Origin of the sequence: Amphritea sp., assembly GCF_016744155.1 — a bacterium.
Classification (GTDB): domain Bacteria; phylum Pseudomonadota; class Gammaproteobacteria; order Pseudomonadales; family Balneatricaceae; genus Amphritea.
Genome location: NZ_JADGEW010000001.1, coordinates 338,450 through 362,113 on the forward strand (window position 1 = coordinate 338,450; position 23,664 = coordinate 362,113).

The 23,664-nt window shown below is 51.0% G+C and carries 25 protein-coding genes; 10 read left to right on the top strand and 15 right to left on the bottom strand.

The window, feature by feature from the left end; genetic code table 11:
* Positions 1 to 110: 110 nt before the first annotated feature.
* A complete protein-coding gene (proC, locus tag QZZ54_RS01595) occupies positions 111 to 935 on the bottom strand; it encodes a pyrroline-5-carboxylate reductase (RefSeq protein WP_290697614.1) in 825 nt (274 codons plus the stop codon).
* A gap of 71 nt (positions 936 to 1,006) precedes the next feature.
* Positions 1,007 to 1,705, bottom strand: coding sequence for a YggS family pyridoxal phosphate-dependent enzyme (locus QZZ54_RS01600; protein ID WP_290697617.1), 699 nt, complete (start codon positions 1,703 to 1,705; stop codon positions 1,007 to 1,009).
* A 340-nt stretch (positions 1,706 to 2,045) separates the two neighbouring features.
* On the opposite strand from QZZ54_RS01600, the gene QZZ54_RS01605 reads away from it, so the two are divergent.
* Both QZZ54_RS01605 and QZZ54_RS01610 read left to right on the top strand, forming a co-directional pair.
* The gene (locus tag QZZ54_RS01605; protein WP_290697620.1) at positions 2,046 to 3,080 is read left to right on the top strand and encodes a type IV pilus twitching motility protein PilT; all 1,035 of its coding nucleotides are present in this window, start codon (positions 2,046 to 2,048) and stop codon (positions 3,078 to 3,080) included.
* 15 nt (positions 3,081 to 3,095) lie between these two features.
* The gene (locus tag QZZ54_RS01610) at positions 3,096 to 4,265 is read left to right on the top strand and encodes a PilT/PilU family type 4a pilus ATPase (protein ID WP_290697623.1); all 1,170 of its coding nucleotides are present in this window, start codon (positions 3,096 to 3,098) and stop codon (positions 4,263 to 4,265) included.
* An 85-nt stretch (positions 4,266 to 4,350) separates the two neighbouring features.
* On the opposite strand, the gene QZZ54_RS01615 is transcribed toward QZZ54_RS01610, so the two are convergent.
* The 9 genes from QZZ54_RS01615 to metK form a co-directional block, all read right to left on the bottom strand.
* Positions 4,351 to 5,634: a dihydroorotase gene (locus QZZ54_RS01615; protein WP_290697626.1), complete on the bottom strand. Its 1,284-nt coding sequence runs from the start codon at positions 5,632 to 5,634 to the stop codon at positions 4,351 to 4,353.
* Between the two features lie 4 nt (positions 5,635 to 5,638).
* The gene (locus QZZ54_RS01620; RefSeq protein WP_290697628.1) at positions 5,639 to 6,640 is read right to left on the bottom strand and encodes an aspartate carbamoyltransferase catalytic subunit; all 1,002 of its coding nucleotides are present in this window, start codon (positions 6,638 to 6,640) and stop codon (positions 5,639 to 5,641) included.
* A gap of 20 nt (positions 6,641 to 6,660) precedes the next feature.
* A complete protein-coding gene (gene pyrR / locus QZZ54_RS01625) occupies positions 6,661 to 7,176 on the bottom strand; it encodes a bifunctional pyr operon transcriptional regulator/uracil phosphoribosyltransferase PyrR (RefSeq protein WP_290697631.1) in 516 nt (171 codons plus the stop codon).
* Positions 7,157 to 7,633, bottom strand: a complete 477-nt coding sequence (gene ruvX, locus QZZ54_RS01630; RefSeq protein WP_290697635.1) for a Holliday junction resolvase RuvX — start codon at positions 7,631 to 7,633, stop codon at positions 7,157 to 7,159. The genes pyrR and ruvX overlap by 20 nt, the downstream gene beginning before the upstream one ends.
* Positions 7,634 to 7,671: 38 nt before the next feature.
* Positions 7,672 to 8,256, bottom strand: coding sequence for a YqgE/AlgH family protein (locus tag QZZ54_RS01635; RefSeq protein ID WP_290697638.1), 585 nt, complete (start codon positions 8,254 to 8,256; stop codon positions 7,672 to 7,674).
* A gap of 76 nt (positions 8,257 to 8,332) precedes the next feature.
* Positions 8,333 to 9,283 carry an energy transducer TonB gene (locus tag QZZ54_RS01640; RefSeq protein WP_290697641.1) on the bottom strand — a complete coding sequence of 317 codons (951 nt, stop codon included), beginning with the start codon at positions 9,281 to 9,283 and terminating at the stop codon, positions 8,333 to 8,335.
* A gap of 45 nt (positions 9,284 to 9,328) precedes the next feature.
* Complete coding sequence (gene gshB, locus QZZ54_RS01645) at positions 9,329 to 10,279, bottom strand: glutathione synthase (protein WP_290697643.1); 951 nt, start codon at positions 10,277 to 10,279, stop codon at positions 9,329 to 9,331.
* A gap of 84 nt (positions 10,280 to 10,363) precedes the next feature.
* Complete coding sequence (locus tag QZZ54_RS01650; RefSeq protein ID WP_290697646.1) at positions 10,364 to 11,092, bottom strand: 16S rRNA (uracil(1498)-N(3))-methyltransferase; 729 nt, start codon at positions 11,090 to 11,092, stop codon at positions 10,364 to 10,366.
* 130 nt (positions 11,093 to 11,222) lie between these two features.
* Positions 11,223 to 12,413 (bottom strand): methionine adenosyltransferase, encoded by a 1,191-nt coding sequence (gene metK / locus QZZ54_RS01655; RefSeq protein WP_290697648.1) that lies wholly within the window; start codon positions 12,411 to 12,413, stop codon positions 11,223 to 11,225.
* A 66-nt stretch (positions 12,414 to 12,479) separates the two neighbouring features.
* Here metK and QZZ54_RS01660 point away from each other — a divergent pair, with 66 nt between their 5' ends.
* From QZZ54_RS01660 to fba, 5 genes are all read left to right on the top strand, one after another.
* Positions 12,480 to 12,644 carry a hypothetical protein gene (locus QZZ54_RS01660; RefSeq protein WP_290697650.1) on the top strand — a complete coding sequence of 55 codons (165 nt, stop codon included), beginning with the start codon at positions 12,480 to 12,482 and terminating at the stop codon, positions 12,642 to 12,644.
* A 96-nt stretch (positions 12,645 to 12,740) separates the two neighbouring features.
* Positions 12,741 to 14,735 carry a transketolase gene (tkt, locus tag QZZ54_RS01665; protein ID WP_290697652.1) on the top strand — a complete coding sequence of 665 codons (1,995 nt, stop codon included), beginning with the start codon at positions 12,741 to 12,743 and terminating at the stop codon, positions 14,733 to 14,735.
* A gap of 60 nt (positions 14,736 to 14,795) precedes the next feature.
* Complete coding sequence (locus QZZ54_RS01670) at positions 14,796 to 15,824, top strand: glyceraldehyde 3-phosphate dehydrogenase NAD-binding domain-containing protein (RefSeq protein WP_290697654.1); 1,029 nt, start codon at positions 14,796 to 14,798, stop codon at positions 15,822 to 15,824.
* A 66-nt stretch (positions 15,825 to 15,890) separates the two neighbouring features.
* Positions 15,891 to 17,051 carry a phosphoglycerate kinase gene (locus tag QZZ54_RS01675; RefSeq protein WP_290697657.1) on the top strand — a complete coding sequence of 387 codons (1,161 nt, stop codon included), beginning with the start codon at positions 15,891 to 15,893 and terminating at the stop codon, positions 17,049 to 17,051.
* A 276-nt stretch (positions 17,052 to 17,327) separates the two neighbouring features.
* Positions 17,328 to 18,368 (top strand): class II fructose-bisphosphate aldolase, encoded by a 1,041-nt coding sequence (fba, locus tag QZZ54_RS01680; RefSeq protein WP_290697660.1) that lies wholly within the window; start codon positions 17,328 to 17,330, stop codon positions 18,366 to 18,368.
* A gap of 149 nt (positions 18,369 to 18,517) precedes the next feature.
* Here fba and QZZ54_RS01685 read toward each other — a convergent pair whose 3' ends face one another.
* A complete protein-coding gene (locus QZZ54_RS01685; protein WP_290697662.1) occupies positions 18,518 to 19,159 on the bottom strand; it encodes a glutathione S-transferase family protein in 642 nt (213 codons plus the stop codon).
* A 108-nt stretch (positions 19,160 to 19,267) separates the two neighbouring features.
* Between QZZ54_RS01685 and QZZ54_RS01690 the strand changes: the two genes are divergently transcribed.
* A complete protein-coding gene (locus tag QZZ54_RS01690) occupies positions 19,268 to 20,122 on the top strand; it encodes a LysR family transcriptional regulator (protein ID WP_290697665.1) in 855 nt (284 codons plus the stop codon).
* Positions 20,123 to 20,149: 27 nt separating this feature from the next.
* On the opposite strand, the gene QZZ54_RS01695 is transcribed toward QZZ54_RS01690, so the two are convergent.
* From QZZ54_RS01695 to QZZ54_RS01705, 3 genes are all read right to left on the bottom strand, one after another.
* Positions 20,150 to 20,389 (bottom strand): Rho-binding antiterminator, encoded by a 240-nt coding sequence (locus QZZ54_RS01695; protein WP_290697668.1) that lies wholly within the window; start codon positions 20,387 to 20,389, stop codon positions 20,150 to 20,152.
* Positions 20,390 to 20,410: 21 nt separating this feature from the next.
* Entirely contained in the window at positions 20,411 to 20,641 is a 231-nt protein-coding gene (locus QZZ54_RS01700) for a (2Fe-2S)-binding protein (RefSeq protein ID WP_290697671.1), read from the bottom strand.
* Between the two features lie 127 nt (positions 20,642 to 20,768).
* A complete protein-coding gene (locus tag QZZ54_RS01705; RefSeq protein WP_290697673.1) occupies positions 20,769 to 21,572 on the bottom strand; it encodes a UDP-2,3-diacylglucosamine diphosphatase in 804 nt (267 codons plus the stop codon).
* Positions 21,573 to 21,603: 31 nt separating this feature from the next.
* Here QZZ54_RS01705 and QZZ54_RS01710 point away from each other — a divergent pair, with 31 nt between their 5' ends.
* The gene (locus QZZ54_RS01710; RefSeq protein WP_290697675.1) at positions 21,604 to 22,920 is read left to right on the top strand and encodes a methyltransferase; all 1,317 of its coding nucleotides are present in this window, start codon (positions 21,604 to 21,606) and stop codon (positions 22,918 to 22,920) included.
* Entirely contained in the window at positions 22,910 to 23,488 is a 579-nt protein-coding gene (locus QZZ54_RS01715) for a uracil-DNA glycosylase family protein (RefSeq protein WP_290697677.1), read from the top strand. Before QZZ54_RS01710 ends, QZZ54_RS01715 begins: the two co-directional genes overlap by 11 nt.
* Positions 23,489 to 23,664: the final 176 nt, after the last annotated feature.

Sequence of the window (23,664 nt, forward strand, 5' to 3'; positions counted from 1 at the left end):
AGAGTCTTTAAACTATAAGTACAACAAGAGTATAGAGCCTTTCCCGGTGACTATGAACCTGAGAAAGGCTTTTTATATCATCTGGTTATTGGTTGGGTTATTTCCCGAACTTATTTTCCGAGCTCTACAGCCAATGCTTCAGCACGGTCGCTACAGGCTTGCATGCCGTTGGCGATAATCTCTGGTAGCCCCTGATCAATAAAGGTCAGTATTGCTTGCTCGGTAGTGCCTTTGGGTGACGATACCCGGCGGCGCAGTTCGGCCGGCTCTACATCACTCTGGCGAGCAATCTCAGCAGCGCCAAGCGCTGTTTGAATTGTCAGCTGTTTAGAAATTTCACGGCTGAGACCGAGTTTTTCTCCGGCAGCCACCATCGCTTCCATCATCAGGAAATAATATGCGGGGCCACTTCCGGATACGGCAGTTACCGCATTCAGTTGGACTTCGGTGTCTACCCAGAGGGCGATACCGGTTGCCTGCATAATTTGTTCTGTCTGATTGCGTTGTGATTCAGTCACCCGCGGATTGGCATAAAGCCCTGATGCTCCCTGTTTTACCAGTGCCGGGGTATTTGGCATGCAGCGTACTAGCGCAATATCCCCACCTAACCAGGTATCCATGCTGTCACACATAATACCCGCAGCAACAGAAACAATCAGGGGTTGATGTTGCTGAACCGCTGCTGCCATATCCATCGCTACCGCTTTCAATATCTGCGGTTTAACTGCCAGAATGACGATATCGGCAGCCGCTACAGCAGCGTTGTTATCGGTTGTGGTGTGCAGGCCTTGCCGTTTAAGGTCATCCAGCTTTGCTAACTGAGTACCAGTAGCCCAGATGTTTTCAGCAGGGAATTGGTTGCTGATCAGCCCGCCGATGATTGCGCGGGACATGTTGCCCGCGCCGATGAATGCCAGTGTTGGTTGTGTGCTCACGTGTAATTCCTGATCTTAAAATACTGATTATTTAGCGCTTGGATGTTACTTGCCAGTTTTACTTACCGGTCTTACTTACTATAGTCACGGGGGCCAAACAGGGCGGTTCCGATTCGTACAATCGTTGCGCCTTCATGGATGGCAGCTTCCATATCACCAGACATTCCCATGGATAGAGTGTCCAGCGTCTCATTCGGTAGTTGCTGTTGTAAAGTTTGCAGTAAAGAATTCATTTCAGCAAAAGGTTGTCGTTGTAACTCCGGATCATCGCTACTGATGGGAATAGCCATCAGACCGCGCAGTTGAACGTTTTCCAGTTTAGTTATCTGTTCAGCCAATGCTGGTAGTTCTTCCGGCAAAATGCCGGCCTTACTTACTTCTCTGCTGATGTTGACCTGTAAGCATATGTTTAACGGAGCCAAATCGTTGGGACGTTGGTCGCTTAGGCGCTGGGCTATTTTAAATCGGTCTACACTGTGAACCCAGCTAAAGCTTTCTGCGATCGGCCGGGTTTTATTTGACTGAATAGGTCCAATAAAGTGCCAACAGAGATCAAGATCGGCTAATGCTGCAATCTTATCCAGCGCTTCCTGTAGATAGTTTTCACCAAAGTCCCGCTGGCCTTCGGCCCAGACCTGGCGAAGCTCATTTTCATGACGGGTTTTACTGACGGCCAGCAGTTTCACGCTATCAGGTGGGCGATGTGCGATCTTTGTGGCAGTAGCGATGCCCGTGTGAATAAGGTTGAGGTTATTTGCTATGTCTGTCATATAGTTATAACTAGCGATTGGCTATGGTGGGCTATTCTGATAAAACTGATATATATACTTAAAATCATTTGAATTCAGCCGTTATAATAACAGAGATTATTTGCCAGCCTGCGAATATTTCCCGCTAGGTTTTAAGTTTTTGGAGTAGTTTTGAGCCTTTTTAAGGAATAAATCTACTCAAAGCTGCCCAAAGTAGGGGCTCAGCCCTTTATATGCTGGGTTACAGCTTTTATGATGGTTAATGGTTGTTCGCAGTATGCCGGGCCTGTGATAGTTAGGTTGGCGCATACAGTTAATCAACGGAACATGTTTGCCGGTTCCTTACTACACCAGAGAAGCTATGGATATTACAGAACTCTTATCTTTTACCGTTCAGCAGGGAGCATCCGACCTTCATATAACCGCAGGTATGCCGCCCGTCATCCGGGTTGATGGTGAAGTGAAGAGAATCAAGCTGCCCTCTCTGGAGCATAAGCAGGTTCAAACGCTGATTTACGACATTATGAACGACAGGACGCGTAAGGATTATGAAGATCGGTTAGAAACTGACTTCTCTTTTGAGGTGCCAGGCTTGGCGCGTTTTCGTGTTAACGCCTTCAACCAGAACCGCGGTGCCGCTGCCGTTTTCCGTACCATCCCCAGTAAAGTGTTGACCATGGATGATCTGGGCATGGGGCAAGTGTTCCGTAACCTTTCTGATAATCCCCGTGGGTTGGTTTTGGTGACAGGGCCGACCGGTTCCGGTAAGAGTACCACCCTGGCGGCGATGGTTGACTATGTGAACGAGACTCGCAACGATCACATCCTGACCATCGAAGACCCTATCGAGTTTGTTCACGAAAGTAAGAAATGTCTGGTTAATCAGCGGGAAGTTCACCGAGATACGCTAGGGTTTGAAGAGGCGTTACGTTCTGCTCTGCGTGAAGACCCCGATGTCATTCTGGTGGGTGAGATGCGAGATTTGGAAACTATCCGCTTAGCGCTAACCGCGGCAGAAACCGGGCACCTTGTGTTCGGTACGTTGCATACAACATCCGCCGCTAAAACGATCGACCGTATTATTGATGTATTCCCTGCGGCAGAAAAGGCGATGGTGCGCTCGATGCTTTCAGAGTCTTTGCAGGGTGTAATCTCTCAGACGTTATTGAAAAAGCCGAAAGGGGGACGTATCGCCGCCCATGAAATTATGGTCGGCACGCCAGCTATTCGAAACCTGATTCGTGAAGATAAGGTCGCACAGATGTATTCTGCGATTCAGACCGGCGCAGGCTTTGGTATGATCACCTTGGATCAGTCGCTGACAGATCTAATGCAGAAAGGCTTGATCACTCGTGATGTCGCTCGTAGTAAAGCGTTGAATCCAAAGAATTTCTAATAGGGAGCGTATAGTATGGATATTACTCAACTGCTGAAGGTTATGACCGACCGCGACGCTTCTGATCTATTTATCACTGCCGGAGCCCGGCCTAGTATTAAGATTGACGGCACAATGAAGCCGTTAACAAAAGAATCCCTGAAGCCAGCTCAGGCCCGCGCTCTGACCTACAGTACTATGAATGATAAGCAGTTGTCAGAATTTGAAGGTACCCGCGAGTGTAATTTTGCGATCAGTGCCCAGGGTATTGGTCGATTTCGTGTCAGTGCTTTCTTTCAGCGAAACTCACCCGGTATGGTGCTGCGTCGTATTAATACCTACATCCCCAGTCTGGAAGAGCTAAATCTACCGTCGGTGTTGAAGGATCTGGCGATGACTAAACGGGGATTGATCCTATTTGTGGGTGGAACCAGTACGGGTAAATCGACCTCTTTGGCGTCGATGATCGATTACCGAAATGCTAATACTGCTGGCCATATCATCACTATTGAAGACCCGATTGAGTATATTCACGAGCATAAGCAGAGTGTTATTACTCAGCGGGAAGTCGGTCTGGATACCGAATCTTTTGAAGTTGCACTGAAAAACACTCTGCGTCAGGCCCCCGATGTAATTCTGATGGGGGAGATTCGTACAGCTGATACTATGGGTTATGGTCTGACTTTCGCTGAAACCGGCCACCTTTGTATGGCAACGTTGCACGCGAATAATGCTAACCAGGCACTGGATCGAATTATTAGTTTCTTCCCGCCGGCGCATCATGCTCAGATTTGGATGGATCTCTCGCTTAACCTTAAGGCGATTGTGGCGCAGCAACTGGTGCCGACAAAAGATGGTAAAGGCCGTCGGGCGATTGTTGAAGTTCTGATCAATACGCCACTGATGCAGGATTTGATTCGTAAGGGTGAGGTTCATGAGCTGAAAGAGGTGATCAAGAAGTCCACTAATCTGGGTATGCAAACCTTTGATCAGGCGCTTTATACTGAGTACAAGGAAGGCAACATTACCTACGATGTGGCGATAGCTCATGCTGATTCGCCAAACGATCTACGACTGATGATAAAGCTTAATGCAGAAACTAATCCGGGTCTTGATGGAGGGACGGAAGAGGATTCTGGCTTTTTCCTACAAGATGACACTGACTTCCTGCAGAATGAAGGCAGCATTGATGTGAAAGGGATGTAACTCTTCCTTATACAAAAACGGCGCTGCAGGTTTTCTAAAACCTGCAGCGCCGTTTTTTGTTGTATCTATTTCGATTATTGAGTTTTTAGGCCAGTTGGAAAACCACATTCCCTTCTAACAGGGTAAAGCACACCTGACCTTTCAATGGGAAGTTCAGGAATGGCGTGTTGCTGCCGGCTGAGCGATGATTCTCTTCGGTCAGCGTCCACTCTTGCTCGGGGTCGAAGATACAGATATCCGCACTACGGCCGGTACCCAGGGTTCCCAGACCTGTACCCAAAACGCTGGCGGGGCCAGAGGTCAGTTTTTCGATCATCTGCGGTAATGAAATTAGCTCTTGCTGAACCAGCATCAGAGATAAAGGAAGCAGGGTTTCCAGACCTGTCATTCCGGGCTCAGTGGCTGCAAATGGAGCCTGCTTTGCCGCTAGTTCATGGGGTTGATGGTCAGAACAGATTGCCTGAAACCCATCAGCCAGTAATGCGTGCCGCAGCCCCGCCCGATCCAGCTGGCTGCGCAGCGGTGGAATTAGATGGAAATTAGGATCAAAACCGCTGACATTCTCGTCGGTCAGCAGAAGGTTTTGAATCGCTATGTCGGCAGTGACTCGCAGGCCTCTGGTGCGGGCATCCATGACCATTTTCACCGAACGTTCACAAGAGAGCTGGCCAAAGTGGGCTTTGACGCCGGTCTGCTCAATAAGTAGCAGGCAACGGGCGACTTCGATGGTTTCGGCGCTTTCAGGAATGCCGCTCAGGCCCAGACGGGTACAAGTAGTGTCGTCATGCATAGTGCCGCCGTCAGCGAGCTCAGCATCCTGAGGCTGAAAAATCACCAGCAGATCGTGGGTGGCTGCATATTCAAGACAGCGTACCAGTGTTAGCGAACTGCGAATTGGCTCCCGAACATTGGTAAAACCGATGCAACCGGCTTTGCTTAGAGCGTACATTGGACTCAGTTGTTCGCCCTTCAATCCCTGGGTCAACGCCCCCATCGGTAATACCCGGGCATTACCCGCCTGTTTTGCCCGGTCTTCAATCAGGTCGATAACGGCGGAGTTATCGGCAATCGGTTTGGTAATAGGGGGCATGCACAGAGTTGTGACTCCACCGGCAGCGGCGGCAGCGGTTTCGCTGGCAATACTACCTTTTCGGGTATACCCCGGCTCACGCAGATGGGCACAGAGGTCGATTAGCCCCGGGCTGACGATTAGATTAGTGGCATCAATCTCCCGGTCGACAGTGAAGCCCTCAGGGGCCTGACCAATGGCGGCGATCTTGCCTTCGCTGATAAACAGATCAGTAACCTTGTCCAGATCATTGGCAGGATCAATAACACGACCGTTTCGGATTGCAATATTCTTTGTCATTAGCTTATTCGCCCTCTTTCTCAGCTTGATACTCAGTCATCTGCCCACTCATTGACATCGACATGACGGCCATTCGCACCGCAATACCGTTGGTAACTTGCTTCAGTATCAGTGATTTTGGACCGTCAGCAACGGAGGTTTCTATCTCCACCCCCCGATTTATTGGTCCTGGGTGCATCACGATTGAGTCCGGATGGGTTAGCTTTAGCTTCTCTTCGGTGAGGCCGTATAAACGGTAGAACTCTGATTCGCTGGGTAGTAGTGCGCTCTGCATCCGCTCCTTCTGTAGCCGTAACATCATTACCACATCGATATCTTTCAGGCCCTGGTTCATATCGGTATAGACCTTTACGCCCAGTGCTTCAATATGGCGGGGTAATAGCGTTGTTGGGGCGATTACCCGGATCTCTGCAGCCCCCAGTGTGCGTAAAGCATGTATCTGTGAGCGGGCAACGCGGGAATGGAGTATATCCCCGACAATGGCTACTTTTAGCGGCTCAAAGCTACCTTTGTGCTGACGAATAGTCAGCATGTCCAGCATCGCCTGAGTCGGATGAGCATGGCGGCCATCACCGGCATTGATTACCGCAACGTGGGGCGTTACCTGACTGGCGATATAGTGTGCAGCGCCACTGTCTGAGTGGCGGACGACGAACATATCAGAATGCATCGCTTCCATGGTCATCAGGGTGTCTTTAAGCGTTTCACCCTTAGATGTAGATGAGGTTTTGATATTCAAATTAAGCACATCGGCAGAGAGACGCTTAGCCGCTAACTCAAAGGTGCTGGCGGTCCGGGTGCTGGCTTCAAAAAACAGGTTCACGACGGTTTTTCCCCGTAGCAGAGGAACTTTCTTCACCTGCTGAGCGCTCATGTCAACAAATGAGTCTGCGGTGTCCAGTATTTCGGTGAGCAATTCTCGACTCAGCCCTTCGGTAGTGAGGAAGTGCTTTAACTGACCGGCGCTGTTGAGCTGGATCAGATTGGGATCTTTTTGTTCAAACATGTCAGATTCCGGCGATGGCTTTAAAGGTTAGATTTCTTACGAATTTCCAGTGCCAGAGGCTCCGGCCCGGTCAGTTTGACCTGTTCATCGTCAGCAAGTTGCAATATGTCGCCGACCACGTCTGCCTGAATCGGCAGCTCTCGACGATTCAGGTCGAGCATCGTGACCAGGGTAATTGATGCCGGACGACCGTAGTCAAACAGCTCGTTCATTGCGGCGCGTATCGTGCGGCCGCTCATGATGACATCGTCTACCAGAATGACGTGTCGGTCTTCAGTCGCACTGGGCAATACAGAGGGCTGAACTTTAGGGTTCAGACCGGCCCGGCTAAAATCATCACGATAGAAAGATATATCCAGCGTACCCAGAGGGGACTGAAGGTCTAACTGTTGGTGCAGGTGCTCTGCCAGCCAGACTCCGCCGGTGCGAATACCTATCATCATTGGATTATCGAGCTCTCTGGCCTTAATCAGGGTGGCCAGATCGGCAGTCATTTTATTCAGTAGATTATCTACTTTAATCACGCCCGATATCATAGAGGTCCTCCAGTCGGGTTTCACTGGATATAAGCTGGTCTGATTCAAACCAACTTTCCAGAATCAGTTGTGCGGCGATGCCGTCAACGGAGTTTTCTTTAAAATTAGTACTGCCGCCACGGGCCAGACTGATCTGTTTGGCTTCCCGGGTAGTAAGCCGTTCATCAATCAGATAGCAGGGTAGCTGGCAGCGTTCTTTAAGGCGGTTGGCAAACTTACGCGCCCGGCGAGACATATCGCTGATAGTACCATCCATATTCAACGGGATACCTACGACGATAGCCGCCGGTTGCCACTCGGTAATCAGTGCTTCGAGCAGTGACCAGTCAGGAATGCCATCCCGCGCTGCAATAGGCGGCAAGGGTGATGCCGTACCGGTAATTGCCTGTCCAGCGGCAATGCCGATCCGAGTTGTGCCAAAATCAAAGCCTATAACTGGACCTGATAGTGTGATCATTCCGCTTCTTTTGTAGGTTAGTGGGCGTATCGAACGGGTCAGGCGTGGCCGCTCTGAGAGGTCAGCAGATTAAGGTTGATTCCCAGAGTTGCAGCCGCGGCCTGAAGGCGCTCTTCAGCCGGAGTGTGGAACATTATATCTAAATTAGCCGGGCAACTTAACCATACATTGTCAGACATTTCTTGCTCAAGCTGTCCTACGCCCCAACCGGCGTATCCCAGGGCGACCAGAAACTGCTCTGGGGCTCTGTTCTGGCCGATCTCCCGGAGGATATCGACAGAGGTCGTCAGGGATAACTGATCGGTGATGTTGTAGCTGGAGTCCCATACTTTTTCGGTGGGGTAGTGGAGGATAAACCCCCGATCATTTTTCACCGGTCCACCGGCATAAACCGGTAGCTTTTCAGCAGCCTTATAATCAAGTTCTAGATGCTGTAGCAGGTCGCTGATAATCAGGTCCATAGGGCGATTGATGACGATACCCATGGCTCCATACTCATTGTGTTCACAAATGTAAGTCAGGGTATGATCGAAGTTCGTATCATTCAAATGTGGCATCGAAAGCAGGAAATGATCCTGAAGACTACTGGGCAGGTAAGGGGAGGCGGGAGTGGAAGAGGCCATAGTGAATACCTGCATGCTAAGCAGCTAAGAGGCTGCGATATTTAATCCGTATCTATTTAACGATCTATATTAACTACTAGTATACACGGCTGGTTTTCTCAAACTTCCAGGTACGGATAATCTCCAAAATATCGGTATTTTTACGCATCTCTACCGGGAATTTCTGGAAAGGTGCTGCAAGTTGTACGATACGAATAGCGGCATCGTCGAGCACTTTATTGCCAGATGAATGGAGTATTTGGATACTTTTTACATGTCCGTCGGGGAGTATCTCAACCATCATTCGCAAACTACCGTAAAGCTCATTCTGGCGAGCTTCTTTAGGGTAATTAAGGTTGCCCACGGACTCAATTTTACGGCGCCAGTTAGCCAGATAGACCGCATCGCTATGGCTTTTTGTGGCGGCGGAAGTCAGTCGTGTAACCCTTGGGCGTTTAGCGTAATCCTGTTGCTGCAATTCCAGTTGTGCTTCGAGGCTGGCGATCTCCAGGCTGCGCGCCAGCAATGACATAGAGCTACCTGGTGCAGGAGGGGGAGGTGTTGATTTTTGTTTTTGTACCGGTGTGTTTGATAGTTTCTTTTCTACCTTGCTGCTGGTAATAATAACCTGTTTTTCAGGGGCTATAACGGTTTCTTCTGCGGCTTCTTTCTCGATGGGAGCCGGGTCACTGGCTATCGCCGGTGTGGGGGTCAGAGCGTTGATTTGCGGCGCTGTCATCGGCTGAAGCGGGGCGGTTTCCTGAATGTTCTGGTGCTGAAAATCAGCCTGTTCCCGGGTGGTTGGCAGGGCTTTTTCTTCTAACTGGCCGCTGCCTTGCTGATCGGCCTGAGCGATAAAGTCAGCTTCCTCCGGGGGCTCATCACTTTGATGTTGCGCCAGCGTGATTTCCAGAGTCTGGGCCGGAGGTGATTTAGGCGATACAGCAAATCCGACACCCAGAATAGCGGCGGCATGCACAGCCACTGCCAGAAACAGAGTAAAGCCGAGCCGGTCGGCTGCGGAAACCACAGCGACAGCTTTACTCATGAGCGCTTTCCAGTGCAGGTGTGAACAAGATCAATTTGCCCCTGATTACCCGAGCTTAGCTTCAATCGCATCCATCAGCTGCATACCGATGTCTAAGCCAAACTGGGTGTCCAGTTCGCGGATGCAAGTCGGACTGGTGACGTTAACTTCGGTGAGGTAATCACCGATGACATCCAACCCGGCAAAGAGTATGCCCTGCGCTTTAAGGGTGGGGCCGACTTGAGCGGCGATCCACTTTTCACGTTCGGTAAGTGGTCTGCCTTCACCGCGTCCGCCCACTGCCAGATTACCCCGGGTTTCCCCATTGGTTGGTATGCGGGACAGACCGTAAGGTACCGGTTCACCATCAATCATCAGAATCCGCTTATCACCATCGACAATTTCCGGCAGGTATTTCTGTGCCATGATAGTTTCCTGACCATATTTAGTCAGGGTTTCAATGATCACGCCAAGATTTACCCCTTCCTCCTGAATGCGGAAGATAGAGGCGCCGCCCATGCCGTCTAGGGGCTTGAAAATCACATCTTTAAATTCTGCATGGAATTCGCGTAGCAGGTCGTCACGGCGGGTAACCAATACCGGTGGACAGCATTCTGGGAAGTGAGTGGCAAAAATCTTCTCGTTATAATCTCGTAGTGCCTGGGGGCGGTTAACCATCAAGGTGTTGCCCTGATCTGCCGCTATCTCTAACAGATGAGTGGTGTAGATGAATTCGTTGTCGAATGGCGGATCTTTGCGCATCAGTACCACATCGAGTGTATTGACCTCCTCCACTTGATATTCACCCCGCTCAAACCACTTTTCAGGGTTCATATCGACGGTAAGGGGAGCCATCTTAGCCAGTACTTTGCCGTCCCGAAGGTAAAGGTCTTTCTGCTCCATATACCAGAGCTCCCAGCCTTTATTCTGCGCCGCCCAGAGCATCGCCAGAGAACTGTCTTTTTTGTAGCTGATGGATTCAATAGGATCCATCACAATACCGACCTTTACTGTCATCGAATTGCCTTATTAATCTTTAGATTAAGGGGGATTCTACCCGCCTGTTCAGGTCATCACCAGTGTTACTGCTGCTTCCTGCATTTATCCCAGATCACCCCATAAATACTGCAGTACAGAGAGTGCGGCGACAGGGGCGGTTTCCGTACGAAAAACGCGTGGACCGAACGCGACAGGCTTGAACCCCTGTGTCAGTGCCTGCTCCACTTCGGTTTCACTCAGGCCGCCTTCCGGTCCGATCAGCAACGCGATGGATTCTGGCTTGTCGAAATCACCCAGGGGCTGCTCGGTATGATGGTGTAATACCAGTTTCAGATCAGCCTCTACACTGTTTATCCATTCGTTCAGGGATTGCGGTGCGGTTATTTCTGGGACATCACAGCGCAGACTTTGTTCGCAGGCACTGACCGCCACCTGTTGCCAGTGCTGGCGTCGCTTATCTTGACGCTCGGCATTTAAGCGCACCTCGCAGCGTTCAGTGAACAGCGGCACCATCTGTTGCATACCCAGTTCCGTCGCTTTCTGAATCGCGTAGTCCATTCGCTCCCCACGGGAGACCGACTGTCCAATGGTAACCTTCAAAGGTGACTGTCGCGTGGGTGTTGTTATCTTAGTAATTTGTGCCCGGGCGCTACGTTTTGCCACTTCAGTCAATTCGGCAAAATATTCACAGCCATCCCCATTAAACAGGATTAGCTGATCGCCAGGGCGCATTCTTAAGGCCCTGGAAACATGTTGTGTAGCACCATCACTGAGGTTGAACGTCTGACCTTCAGTAAAGGCCTGCGGTTCGTAAAAACGGGGTGTTCTCATAATTTCAACAGTCTGTATCGAACAAGATTAGGCGTTATTATGCCGTCTTTGGCGGGATAAAAAAAAGGGCAGAGTATTTACTCTGCCCTTTTTTATCTCTGATTAGACGTCAGTCGTTGACCTGCTTGAGTTACAGGCCCGCTGCAGCGCGCAGTTCGTCAGCTTTATCGGTTTTTTCCCAGCTGTAAGCGGTGAACGTTTCGTTACCTACAGTCATTTCGAATGGGTTATGGCCGAAGTGACCGTATGCTGCGGTCTGACGATACATAGGGTGCAGCAGATCTAACATCTGGGTGATCGCGTGTGGACGCAGATCAAAGTGGCTGTCGATCAGTGCAACGATCTTGTCATCTGCGATCTTGCCGGTACCGAAAGTATTGATGGATACCGAGGTTGGATCTGCAACGCCGATAGCGTAGGAAACCTGTATCTCACACTTATCCGCAAGTCCCGCTGCGACGATGTTTTTGGCAACATAACGGCCTGCATAGGCTGCAGAGCGGTCAACTTTTGATGGGTCTTTGCCGGAGAAAGCGCCGCCACCATGACGCGCCATGCCGCCGTAGGTATCAACAATAATCTTACGGCCAGTCAGGCCACAATCGCCTACCGGGCCACCAATAACGAAGTTACCGGTTGGGTTGATATGGAACTTGGTGCTTTTGTCGATCCACTCAGCAGGCAGTGTGTGCTTGATGATCAGCTCCATTACCGCTTCTTGCAGGTCCGGCAAGGATACTTCAGGGTTGTGCTGGGTGGACAGCACAACGGCATCAATGCCGACAGGCTTGCCATTTTCATAACGGAAAGTGACCTGGCTCTTTGCATCCGGGCGTAACCATGGCAGCAAGCCTGATTTACGTGCCTCTGCTTGACGCTCTACCAGTCGATGGGCATAGCAGATAGGTGCTGGCATCAGTACATCAGTCTCGTTACTGGCGTAGCCGAACATCAGCCCCTGGTCGCCGGCGCCCTGATCTTCAGGCTTGGCGCGGTCAACACCCTGATTGATGTCGTGTGACTGCTTGCCGATGATGTTAATTACACCACAGGTTTCACCGTCATAACCCACTTCTGATGAGGTATAACCGATATCGCAGATAACACCGCGGACCAGATCTTCAAGGTCAACCCAGGCAGAGGTCGTAATCTCACCAGAGACTACGGCAACACCGGTTTTAACTAAAGTTTCACAGGCCACACGGGCGTGCTTATCTTCAGCAATAATTGCATCAAGAACCGCATCAGAGATTTGATCGGCGATCTTATCAGGATGGCCTTCGGAAACTGATTCCGAAGTAAACAGGCTATATTCGCTCATTTTGAGTCTTCAATCCTAACTTTAGAGAATAAGGTTTGGCGTCGGGTAACAGACCCGGGTATAAGAATGGAGCGTATTTTAATCCGGTTGCGTCCCGATTGCATGGTCGGTATCTCTGTTTTAGATGATTTTTTTGTCTTTTTAGATGAAAACCACTCATTTTCATTAAATTTCTTCGAAATAGGTTTGATGCTGGCGGACGGTTACGAGAAAATAGCCGCCTATTTTTGATCGGTGCTTCATTCTTAAAAATCTTCACAAGAGATTAAAGAGGAAGTATCAAACACTTTTCAAACTCAATTTGGGTTTTACCCCTGGAGTGAATAAATGTCCTCGCGTAGAGAACTAGCCAATGCAATTCGTGCCCTCAGTATGGATGCTGTCCAAAAGGCCAAATCTGGTCACCCTGGTGCTCCAATGGGTATGGCAGATATCGCTGAAGTATTATGGAATGATTTCCTAAAGCATAATCCAGCGAATCCGCACTGGCTGGATCGCGATCGTTTTATCCTGTCAAACGGTCACGGCTCTATGCTGATATACAGCCTGTTGCATCTGACCGGCTATGACCTGTCTATCGATGACCTGAAAAACTTCCGTCAGCTGCACTCTAAGACGGCCGGTCATCCCGAGTATGGTTATGCGCCAGGTGTTGAAACCACTACGGGTCCGCTGGGTCAGGGTCTTACCAATGCGGTGGGCTTTGCAATCGCTGAGAAATCTATGGCGGCGCAGTTTAACCGCGTAGGTCATGAAATCATCGATCACCACACTTACACGTTCCTGGGCGATGGCTGCCTGATGGAAGGTATCTCCCACGAGGCTTGCTCGCTGGCGGGTACGCTGGGTCTGGGTAAACTGGTTGCCTTCTACGATGACAACGGTATCTCCATCGACGGTGAAGTTGAAGGTTGGTTTACCGATGATACGCCGAAGCGTTTTGAAGCATACGGCTGGCAGGTGATTGCCAACGTTGATGGTCACGATGCTGAGCAAATTAAAGCGGCGATTGAAGCGGCACAAGACAACGAAGATCAGCCTACGCTGATCTGCTGCAAAACCATTATCGGTTTTGGTTCCCCTAATAAGCAGGGTAAAGAGGATTGCCATGGCGCACCTCTGGGTGAAGACGAGATCGCTCTGGCGCGCAAGCAGTTGGGTTGGGAACATGATGCCTTTGTTATTCCTGAAGATATCGCGGCTCAGTGGAATGCACTTGAGGTTGGTTCCGAGCTGGAAAATGAGTGGGAAGAGCGTTTTGCAGAATATAGCAAAGCTTATCCAACTGAAGCCCGTGAGCTGATCCGTCGTTATACCGGTGAACTGCCTGAAGACTTCTCAGCTCAGGCTGATGTCATTATTAAAGAGCTGCAGGAAAAAGGTGAAACTATCGCCTCCCGTAAAGCGTCTCAGAATACCTTGAACGCTTTCGGCCCTATGCTGCCTGAACTGATGGGCGGTTCTGCTGACCTGGCGGGCTCAAACCTGACCCTGTGGTCTGGTTGCAAGGGAGTTACTAAGGATGATGCTTCCGGTAACTACATGTTCTACGGCGTACGTGAGTTTGGTATGTCGGCCATTATGAACGGCATGGCGCTGCACGGTGGCTTTATCCCTTACGGTGCAACCTTCCTGGTATTCATGGAGTATGCTCGTAACGCGCTACGAATGGCCGCTCTGATGAAGCAGCGTGTTATCCATGTTTACACCCACGACTCTATCGGTCTGGGTGAAGATGGCCCTACGCATCAGCCGATCGAACAGATCTCTAACCTGCGCCATACGCCTAACATGAGCTGCTGGCGTCCGGCCGATGCGGTCGAATCTGCAGTGGCTTGGAAATCCGCACTAGAGCGTGCCGATGGCCCGACAGCGATGATCTTCTCCCGTCAGAACCTGCCGCATCAGGCGCGTACTGATGAGCAGCTGGCGAATATCGCCCGCGGTGGATACATTTTGCGCGATACTGCTGGTACGCCGGATGCGATCCTGATTGCGACCGGTTCTGAGGTAGGTCTGGCGATGGATTCAGCTGCAGCGCTTGAAGCTGAAGGCAAGCAGGTACGAGTGGTATCTATGCCATCTACCGATCTGTTTGATAAGCAGGATGCGGAGTACCGTGAAGCGGTTCTGCCGTCTGCTGTGATTGCCCGTGTTGCCGTTGAAGCCGCTCAGGCAGATTTCTGGTACAAGTATGTAGGCCTGAACGGCGCTATTGTCGGAATGACTACCTTTGGTGAGTCTGCTCCGGCCGGTGATCTGTTTAAGCTGTTCGGCTTCACCGTCGAAAATGTTGTCGAAAAAGTAAAGTCTGTTCTGTAAAGGCAGTCTGATAGAAAAGGCCAGCTGCTCTCAGTTGGCTTTTTTGGTTATCGAGGTGGTATGGCATACCGGGTTGCAATAAATGGTTATGGTCGGATAGGGCAAAGCGTCCTGCGGGCTATCTATGAGTGCGGCTATCGTGATCAGCTGCAGGTTGTCGCGATTAATGAACTGTCGGATATTGATACGGTAACCTACCTTACCCGTTACGATACTACCCATGGTCGTTTTCCGTTGCCGGTAGAGCATAATGGCAGTGAGTTGCTGATCAACGGTGATTCCATTCGGGTGCTGAATCAGTCAGAGTCCGCTTCGATGCCCTGGGCTGAGATGGATGTTGACCTGGTGCTGGAGTGTTCCGGCTCGTTCAGTGATCGGTTGACCGCCCAGCAACACCTCGATAGCGGTGCCAAAAAACTACTCTTTTCCCAACCTGCCGGTGCCGATGTTGATGCGACTATCATCTATGGCTTTAACCAGCAGTTATTGTCTTCTGATCAGAGCATTGTGGCGGCGGGTTCCTGCTCTACGAACTGTATTGTGCCGGTGCTGGATCTGCTGCACCGGGAACTGGGTATCATGAGCGGTTTGACCACAACCATACACTCAGCGATGAATGATCAGCCGGTGATCGATAGCTACCACCAGACCGATCTGCGTCTGACACGTAGTGCCATGCACTCCATCGTTCCAGTAAATACGGGGCTGAATAAGGGTATTGATCGTCTATTGCCTGAGCTGGCGGGGCGGTTTGAATCCCTGCATGTTCGGGTGCCGACCATTAATGTGTCGCTACTGGATATCTCCTTGAATGTGGCAGAGTCGACCACTGTTACCCAGGTGAACCAGATTCTGCGCAGCGCAGCTGATGGGCCGTTAAAGGGACTTTTAGGTTATACCGAAGAGCCCCATGCATCGGTAGACTTCAATCGCGACTCCCGATCAGGGATTGTGGATGGAACTCAGACCCGGGTTAGCGGCGGTAATATGATTAAGCTGATGTGCTGGTTTGATAACGAGTGGGGCTTTGCCAATCGGATGCTCGATGTGGCGCAGGGCTGGCTGAACTGTCAGCCTGAGAGTAAGTAATTCCAAAGTATGGCCATAAACAGGCGGTGCTTTAAAATTTTTAGAGACTAGAAAGCAGGAAGTGTTATGAGCGTATTGAAAATGACCGAACTGGATCTGAAGGGCAAACGTGTCCTGATCCGTGAAGACCTCAATGTGCCAGTCAAGGATGGCCAAGTGAGTAGTGATGCCCGGATTCGCGCATCACTGCCAACGATTAAGCACGCGCTGGAAGCGGGCGCAAAAGTGATGCTGATGTCTCACCTGGGTCGTCCGGTTGAGGGTGTCTATGATGACGCTAGCTCTCTGGCGCCGGTTGCTGCGCACCTGAGTAGCCTGCTGGGTCGTGAAGTTCCCCTGGTTCAAGACTGGCTGGAAGGCGGTTTTGAAGTGGCTGAAGGGGACGTTGTTCTACTTGAAAATGTTCGTTTCAATAACGGCGAAAAGAAAGATGATGAAGCGCTGTCTAAGAAGATGGCCGCGCTCTGTGACATCTACGTAATGGATGCTTTCGGCACCGCGCACCGCGCTCAGGCGTCAACCCATGGTGTGGCTAAATTTGCCACTGTTGCCTGTGCTGGCCCATTGCTGGCAGGCGAGTTGGATGCCCTGGCAAAAGCCCTTAAAAACCCTGTGGCACCTATGGCGGCCATTGTGGGTGGTTCAAAAGTATCGACCAAACTGACGGTGCTGGAATCTCTGTCTGATAAAGTTGATCAGCTGATCGTCGGTGGTGGTATCGCAAATACTTTTCTGGCGGCTGCCGGTAAGCCGGTCGGTAAGTCTCTGTGTGAGCACGACCTGATTCCAACCGCGCAAGCATTGATGGCAAAGGTTAATATTCCCCTGCCAGTTGATGTGGTTGTTGCCACTGAGTTTGCTGAAACCGCGACTGCGACGATAAAGCTGGTGGATGATGTTGCTGAAGATGACATGATTCTGGATATCGGCCCTCAGACTGCTGCGAACCTGGCAGAGCTGCTGAAAGAAGCGGGTACCATTATCTGGAACGGCCCGGTCGGCGTATTCGAGTTTGATCAGTTTGGTGAAGGCACTAAAACATTGTCTTTGGCGATTGCTGAAAACAAAGGATTCTCTATCGCCGGCGGCGGTGACACTCTGGCCGCTGTGGATAAGTATGATATCGCTGATCAGGTATCCTATATCTCTACCGGTGGCGGTGCTTTCCTTGAGTTTGTTGAAGGCAAAGTGCTTCCGGCAGTAGCGATGCTTGAATCCCGCGCATAAACGCTATTGCGCTCAGGATTTCTGCGTTAAAAGTTGGCTTAGAATGCTCACCTACTAAAGTAGGCTCCGCTTCTGCACCAACTTTTGCCTTGAACTCCAGTCGCTCATAACGCGTTTAATTAAAGCGGCAGCGCTTAAAGTGGCTTGGTTAAAAGCTGACTAAGCATGCTCATGCCGCTTTAATATCTAAAGTATACTAACGAGCAGCTGATCTATCGGGCTGCTTAAGATAGAATTTATAGCCGCGAACAGGCTTAATTTTAAAAAGGTGAAGATATGGCTCTTATCAGTATGCGTCAGCTGCTGGATCATGCCGCTGAGCATGACTACGGTATCCCAGCGTTTAACGTGAACAACCTGGAACAGATGCGCGCCATCATGGAAGCGGCGAACAAGACCAACTCACCGGTTATTGTTCAGGCTTCAGCGGGTGCTCGTAAGTATGCGGGTTCTAATTTCCTGCGCCATATGATTCTGGCAGCGATTGCTGAATTCCCGCATATCCCTGTGTGTATGCATCAGGATCACGGAACGTCCCCTTCGATCTGTCAGCGGTCTATCGCGATGGGCTTTTCATCAGTGATGATGGATGGCTCTTTGATGGCCGACGGCAAGACGCCTTCTGACTACGAGTACAACGTCGATGTTACCCGTCGTACAGTTGAGATGGCGCATGCCTGCGGTGTGTCTGTTGAAGGTGAGCTGGGTTGTCTGGGTTCGTTGGAAACCGGTCAGGCCGGTGAAGAAGATGGTGTGGGTGCAGAAGGTACGCTGTCTCAAGAGCAGATGCTGACCGATCCTGTAGAAGCGGCAGACTTTGTGAAGCAAACCGGTGTTGATGCGTTGGCGATTGCTTGCGGTACTTCACACGGTGCTTACAAGTTTACCCGTCCACCTACCGATGACATTCTGGCGATCGACCGTATTAAAGCGATCCATGCAAGTATCCCTAACACCCATCTGGTTATGCACGGTTCATCATCTGTTCCACAGGAATGGCTGGCGATCATTAATGAGTTTGGTGGTGAGATCCCTGAGACCTACGGTGTGCCAGTTGAGCAGATCGTCGAAGGCATCAAGCACGGCGTACGCAAGGTTAATATTGATACTGACCTGCGTCTGGCGTCTACCGGAGCAGTGCGTCGCTTCCTGGCGCAGAACCCATCTGAGTTTGATCCCCGTAAATTCCTCAAAGTGACTATGGATGCGATGAACGATATCGTAACCGCCCGCTACGAAGCTTTCGGCACGGCTGGTCATGCAGATAAGATCGTACCGATCTCACTGGAAGATATGGCGGACAAATACGGTCTATAAGACGCTTATAGGGCAGGAGCTAGCGGCTAGACGTCGCTACGCGACTTGCTAGAAAAAGCTCAAAGCCGCGAACTGCTAATAAGCAGTTCGCGGTTTTTTTAGTTCTAGCTACTAGCAAGCGCGCAGCGCGTCTAACAACTAGCCACTGTTCAAACCTCTTCTTCCTCAATCACTTCGCTTTCCTGCTGCGCCAGCTTTAGCCATTCCTGACAAGCAGGCAGTGCCAGTATTCGGTCGCAATAGGCCTGCAGTTGTTCGGGCAGCTTGACGCCATAGCCGGTTAGCCGGAAGACAATTGGCGCATAGAAGGCATCGGCGATACCGAAGTCTCCGTATAGGAACTGATCTGAACCGCTTTGGGTCAGGGCTTCGCGCCATAGAGTACTGATGCGGTCTATATCCTGTTGAACCTCAGCCGAAATAACAAAGTTATCCACATGACGACGGCAGTTCATCGGCAGTTCGTTACGCATGGCCATGAAACCCGAGTGCATCTCTGAACAGCTGCTGCGGGCATGGGCGCGTAACACTGGATCGTTTGGCCAGCCTTTGTTGTGCAGGTGTTGTTCGCTGATATATTCACAGATTGAGAGTGAATCCCAGATGGTTGTCTCGTTATCCAACAGTACTGGTACTTTGCCAGCCGGATTGTACTCTTTGATCCGGTCAGAAAATCCGGGAACGTACAGCGAAACACGCACTGTATCAAAATCTAAATCAAATTGACGCAGCAGCAGCCAGGCCCGCAGAGACCAGCTTGAATAGTTGTGATTACCGATAACCAGTTGCATGGTTGGATTCCTTTTCCTGTTTGAAGCGGATTGATTTAGGCCCAAGTCTGTCGCTTAATGGTGCCTCTCTCAAACGAATTAATCTGATAACAGGTATCAATACCCTTGATGTTAGATCATGAATTGCTTCGCAGCTTTATCGCGGTTGTCGATACCGGCAGCTTTACCCGGGCCGCGGCACAAGTGTTTCGCACTCAGTCGGCGATCAGTATGCAGATGAAACGGCTTGAAGAGCAGCTGGATAAAAAGTTGTTTCTGAAAGAGGGGCGCGAGCTGCAACTGACCGATGATGGGTTGAAGTTGGTTAGCTACGCCCGGCGAATCATGAAGCTGCATGACGAAGCTCTGGGGGTGCTGGCGGCGGATACCGATTCGCGTCCGTTATTGTTAGGCTGCCCGGATGATTACGCTACCGGTGTGTTGCCACAGCTGCTGTCGGAGATTCAGAAACAGCTGCCGGGTCTGCAGGTGCAAGTGCGAACGGGTTCCTCGGCACAATTGCGGGAACTTATCGATAAAGGTGAACTGGATCTGTCGATCCTTACCCGGCGCCCTGAAACCGAAGAAGGTTATCTGTTACTGCAGGATAAAGGCGTCTGGGTGGCTCCGGCGGAGGGCTTTATCCTGCCTGATAAAAAGATACGGCTGGTATTGGTCGAGCCCGACTGCAAATTTCACAGCACCGCTGTGGATGGTTTGATAAAACAGGGCTGGCCCTACGAGGTAAGTTGTATCAGTGGTAACTGTGCCTTGCTGATTGAGCTGGTGCGTCGGGGGGAGGTAGCGACGACGCTTTCATCTTGCTGTGTGCCGCCGGATCTGTATCGGGTGCCTGATGAGATTGGCCTGCCGGAGTTGCCAACGGTTGAAATTGTGTTGCAGTCGGCAGCGCGTCCCCATCGGGATCTGGGCGCAGACCGTATCGCATCGCTGGCTGAAAAAACCGCTCAGCAGTTAAAATAGCTGGGGAGGGGGTTGATCGTACTGTCTTTAATAGCCCGGTGGCGTTGATTCAATATGATCGAGACGGATGCGAAATTGATTAGCGTCTTGATCGGCGGCAACCAGAAACTCCTCACTATTTTTGATAGAAATAGTGAGAAAACGGAGTTTTTGCCGATGAATATGACCGTCATCGTCGCGCCAGATCACGCTGTCTATAAGATTGCGCATACAGGCTAGTTCATAACTGTCATGTAGTGCACATTGGATCGGAATGTATTCGCTCATTAGAAGAGCATAGCAGAGACTTCAGTCTTTGCCGGGCTCTGAGGCGTTATTTAGCTCATTCAGAATCGCCTGTACGGTTTCATAACAGCAGCCGCAAGAGGTGTTGATGAAGGTGGCAGCGCGCACCTCTTCGATTGTCTTCAGTTTTTGCCGACGAACCGTCTCAATGAATGCTTGTTTACGGATATATCGACAGGGACAGACACTGCTGTCATCGGTGGTCTGTGTTGCCGGGTGCACGGTGGTATTCATGTTGTTCACTATCCCTACTCAATCTCTATTAAAAGAGAACCAGATAACGACTTGGTTTAGTAGAGAATAGTGAAAGACCTGGCGTTTGTCGTTTCAACTATGGGTTAATAATCTGTCCGGGAATATATCAACTGTGCGCCAGCTCCTCCGATAGTTTCAGCGGTGCTGAAGGCTCAGTGACTCGCTTCATCGATGGCCATTCAAGCAGCTGCAGTTTGCCACTGTCAGTCTCGACCAGGGCGGTGCAGTGCTCAACCCAGTCACCATCATTACAGTAAAGTATGTCTTTCAGGTGGGTAAAACCGGCCTGATGGATATGCCCACCGATATAGCCATCCAGAGATTGGCGGCTGGCTTCGGTACAGGCCGCTTCCTGAAAACGCTCGATATAGCGTTGCGCGGTACTGAAACGCTGCTTGATCATCCCTGCCAGTGAACGGTAGGGCAGCTTCAACCACTGGCGTAGTTTGTTGTAGTTGCGATTGAGCCACAACAGTAGTTGATGCCCCCGGTCGCCGAGTACCAGCATGACCGGATGGATACGCACATGGCCATCAAACTCGTCCCCGTGGGAGACCAGAAAGCGCCGACCATCACGGGTTTTGTGAATCGCTTTGCGGCGTACCAGAAACTTGCCCAGCTTCAAGCCGCAGATCTTACGCATCGGCGCATCATGATTACCGGGAATATAGATAATCTCACAGCCATCTTTCGCCATCTGCCAAAACTGGCCGATCAGCAGTTGCTGATCCTGAGGCAGAACTGCCTTCTTGCGCATTGCCGTCAGATCGATGATATCGCCAACCAGATAGAGCTTTTTCGGGGCAAGTGCTGTTAGGGCTTCGCTTAGGAGTTTAGCCTGACAATCCGGGGTGCCCAGGTGAATGTCTGAGATAAACATGGTGTGGATCGGCTGCATATCAGTGTCCATCAATCCGTTTTTGGCAGTATGGCGGGTAAAAATGACAACCCGCTTTCAGAAAGATGAACAGATGATTACAAGCCCGAGTCAGACGACTAGAATAGGCGCCATGACTACTCCTTCAAAAAATTGGCAGCAGAGACTGCATCAGCTGGATCAACAGCTCTCTGCCACCGCTGAACTTTGGCGGCCTCAGCCGTTTAAGCAGCAGCGGCCGGCGTGGTGTCATAGTTATCCACAGCTGACCCAGGCATTACTGGATCTGGATGATCAGCAACTGCAACGGTTCAGCCGCAATCCTGATGCGTTGGTGGAGTGGATCGGACACTACCTACCCCAGGTCGCGCAATTAGATGCGCTCAGCCGGTTACCCAAACGTACCCCCTCAGAGTATTTGTCACCGGAGAACCGTTTCTTTAATGGCATGCCGGGCCGCAAGCGTACCCAGATAGAAGCCTTTGCCTCCCATGTGGGTTCAGTGACCTCACCGATACTGGAATGGTGTGGCGGCAAAGGACATCTGGGCCGTTTATTGGGAATGGCCGGTGATCAGCCGGTGACTACGCTGGAACTAAACCCCGAACTCTGCCGGGCCGGGGAGCAACAGGCGCAGCGGTTTGGACTATATCAATCATTCACAGAGGTCGATCTGTTACAGCCGGGCCTGGAACTGAATGTGACCGACCACCACGGCGTTGCCCTGCATGCCTGCGGTGAACTGCACCGATCATTACAACGTCGCGCGGTGACCCATGGGATGGCCGCACTGGATATCGTCCCCTGTTGCTATGCGTTTGGCGTTGAACAGCAGTACCAACCCAGAACCCAGGGCCTGTCGCTTCAACTGAGTCGGGATGATCTGCGTCTGGCGGTGACTGAAACCGTCACAGCGGGTCAGGCCGAAGTGACCAGCCGTGACCGGGAGATGGCCTGGAAGCTCGGTTTTGTTGAACTGCGTAACCGAATTATTGGGAATCAGGCCTATCGCACCATGAAACCGGTGCAAAAACAGTGGCTGAAACTGAGCTTTAGCCAGTTCTGCCAACAGCTCGCCGATCGTGAGGCCTTGAGCCTTCCCGCGGATACTGACTGGGCTGAACTTGAAGCCTTCGGTTGGCAGCGGTTTAGCGAGGTGATGCGGCTATCATTGCTGCGTAACTGTTTCCGTCGTCCGATAGAACTCTGGCTGGTTCTGGATCTGGTAACCGATCTTGAAGCCCACGATTATCAAATTGAGCTGGGCACTTTTTGCGATCGGGCAGTGACTCCGCGTAATATTATGTTGTCAGCCCGAAAGCGAGTAAACAGTATGGTCAGCAGCAGTGAAATCCATAGAGTCGTTAACAGTGGAATCTGATCAACAACTGATCGCCCGGGTTAAAGCCTGCGATCTCTGCCTGCCGCACCTGCCCGATGGTGTCAGGCCGGTGATTCAGTTTGACCCCCAGGCAAAAATCCTGATTGCAGCCCAGGCCCCTGGTCGGCGAGTACACGAAACCGGTATTCCCTTTAACGACCCCAGTGGTGATCGGCTACGTAACTGGATGGGCATTACCCCCGAAACCTTCTACGACGCCAAGCAACTGGCGATTCTACCGATGGGGTTCTGTTACCCGGGCACCGGCAAGTCCGGCGACCTGCCACCGCGCAAAGAGTGCGCCCCTCAGTGGCGACAACAATTGATGGACCGGCTGCCTAATCTGCAACTGATACTGGTGATTGGCCAGTATGCACAAGCCTGGCATCTGGAAGAAAAGGGGTCTGTCACTGAGATAGTCTCTCGCTGGCGCGAGCATGCCCCTGATGTTTTTCCGATGCCGCATCCCAGCCCTAGGAACAATATCTGGTTGAAGCGAAACCTCTGGTTTGAGGAGGAGTTGGTGCCGGAATTGCAAATGCAGGTTAAGCGGATATTAGAACGGTAGGAGGCGCATTAGTATGCCCTCTGGGTACCTTGCGTTGATTTCTTTGCTGATGGTTTGTCTGTTCTTTCCTTGCCTAAGTTATCCATTGCTTCTTGTTCCGCTCTCGCCAATCGTTTCTTGTGAAAAGAGAGTAGACCTTTCAACAGCTAAAGGTTTTAACAATCTAAAGCCGCGCC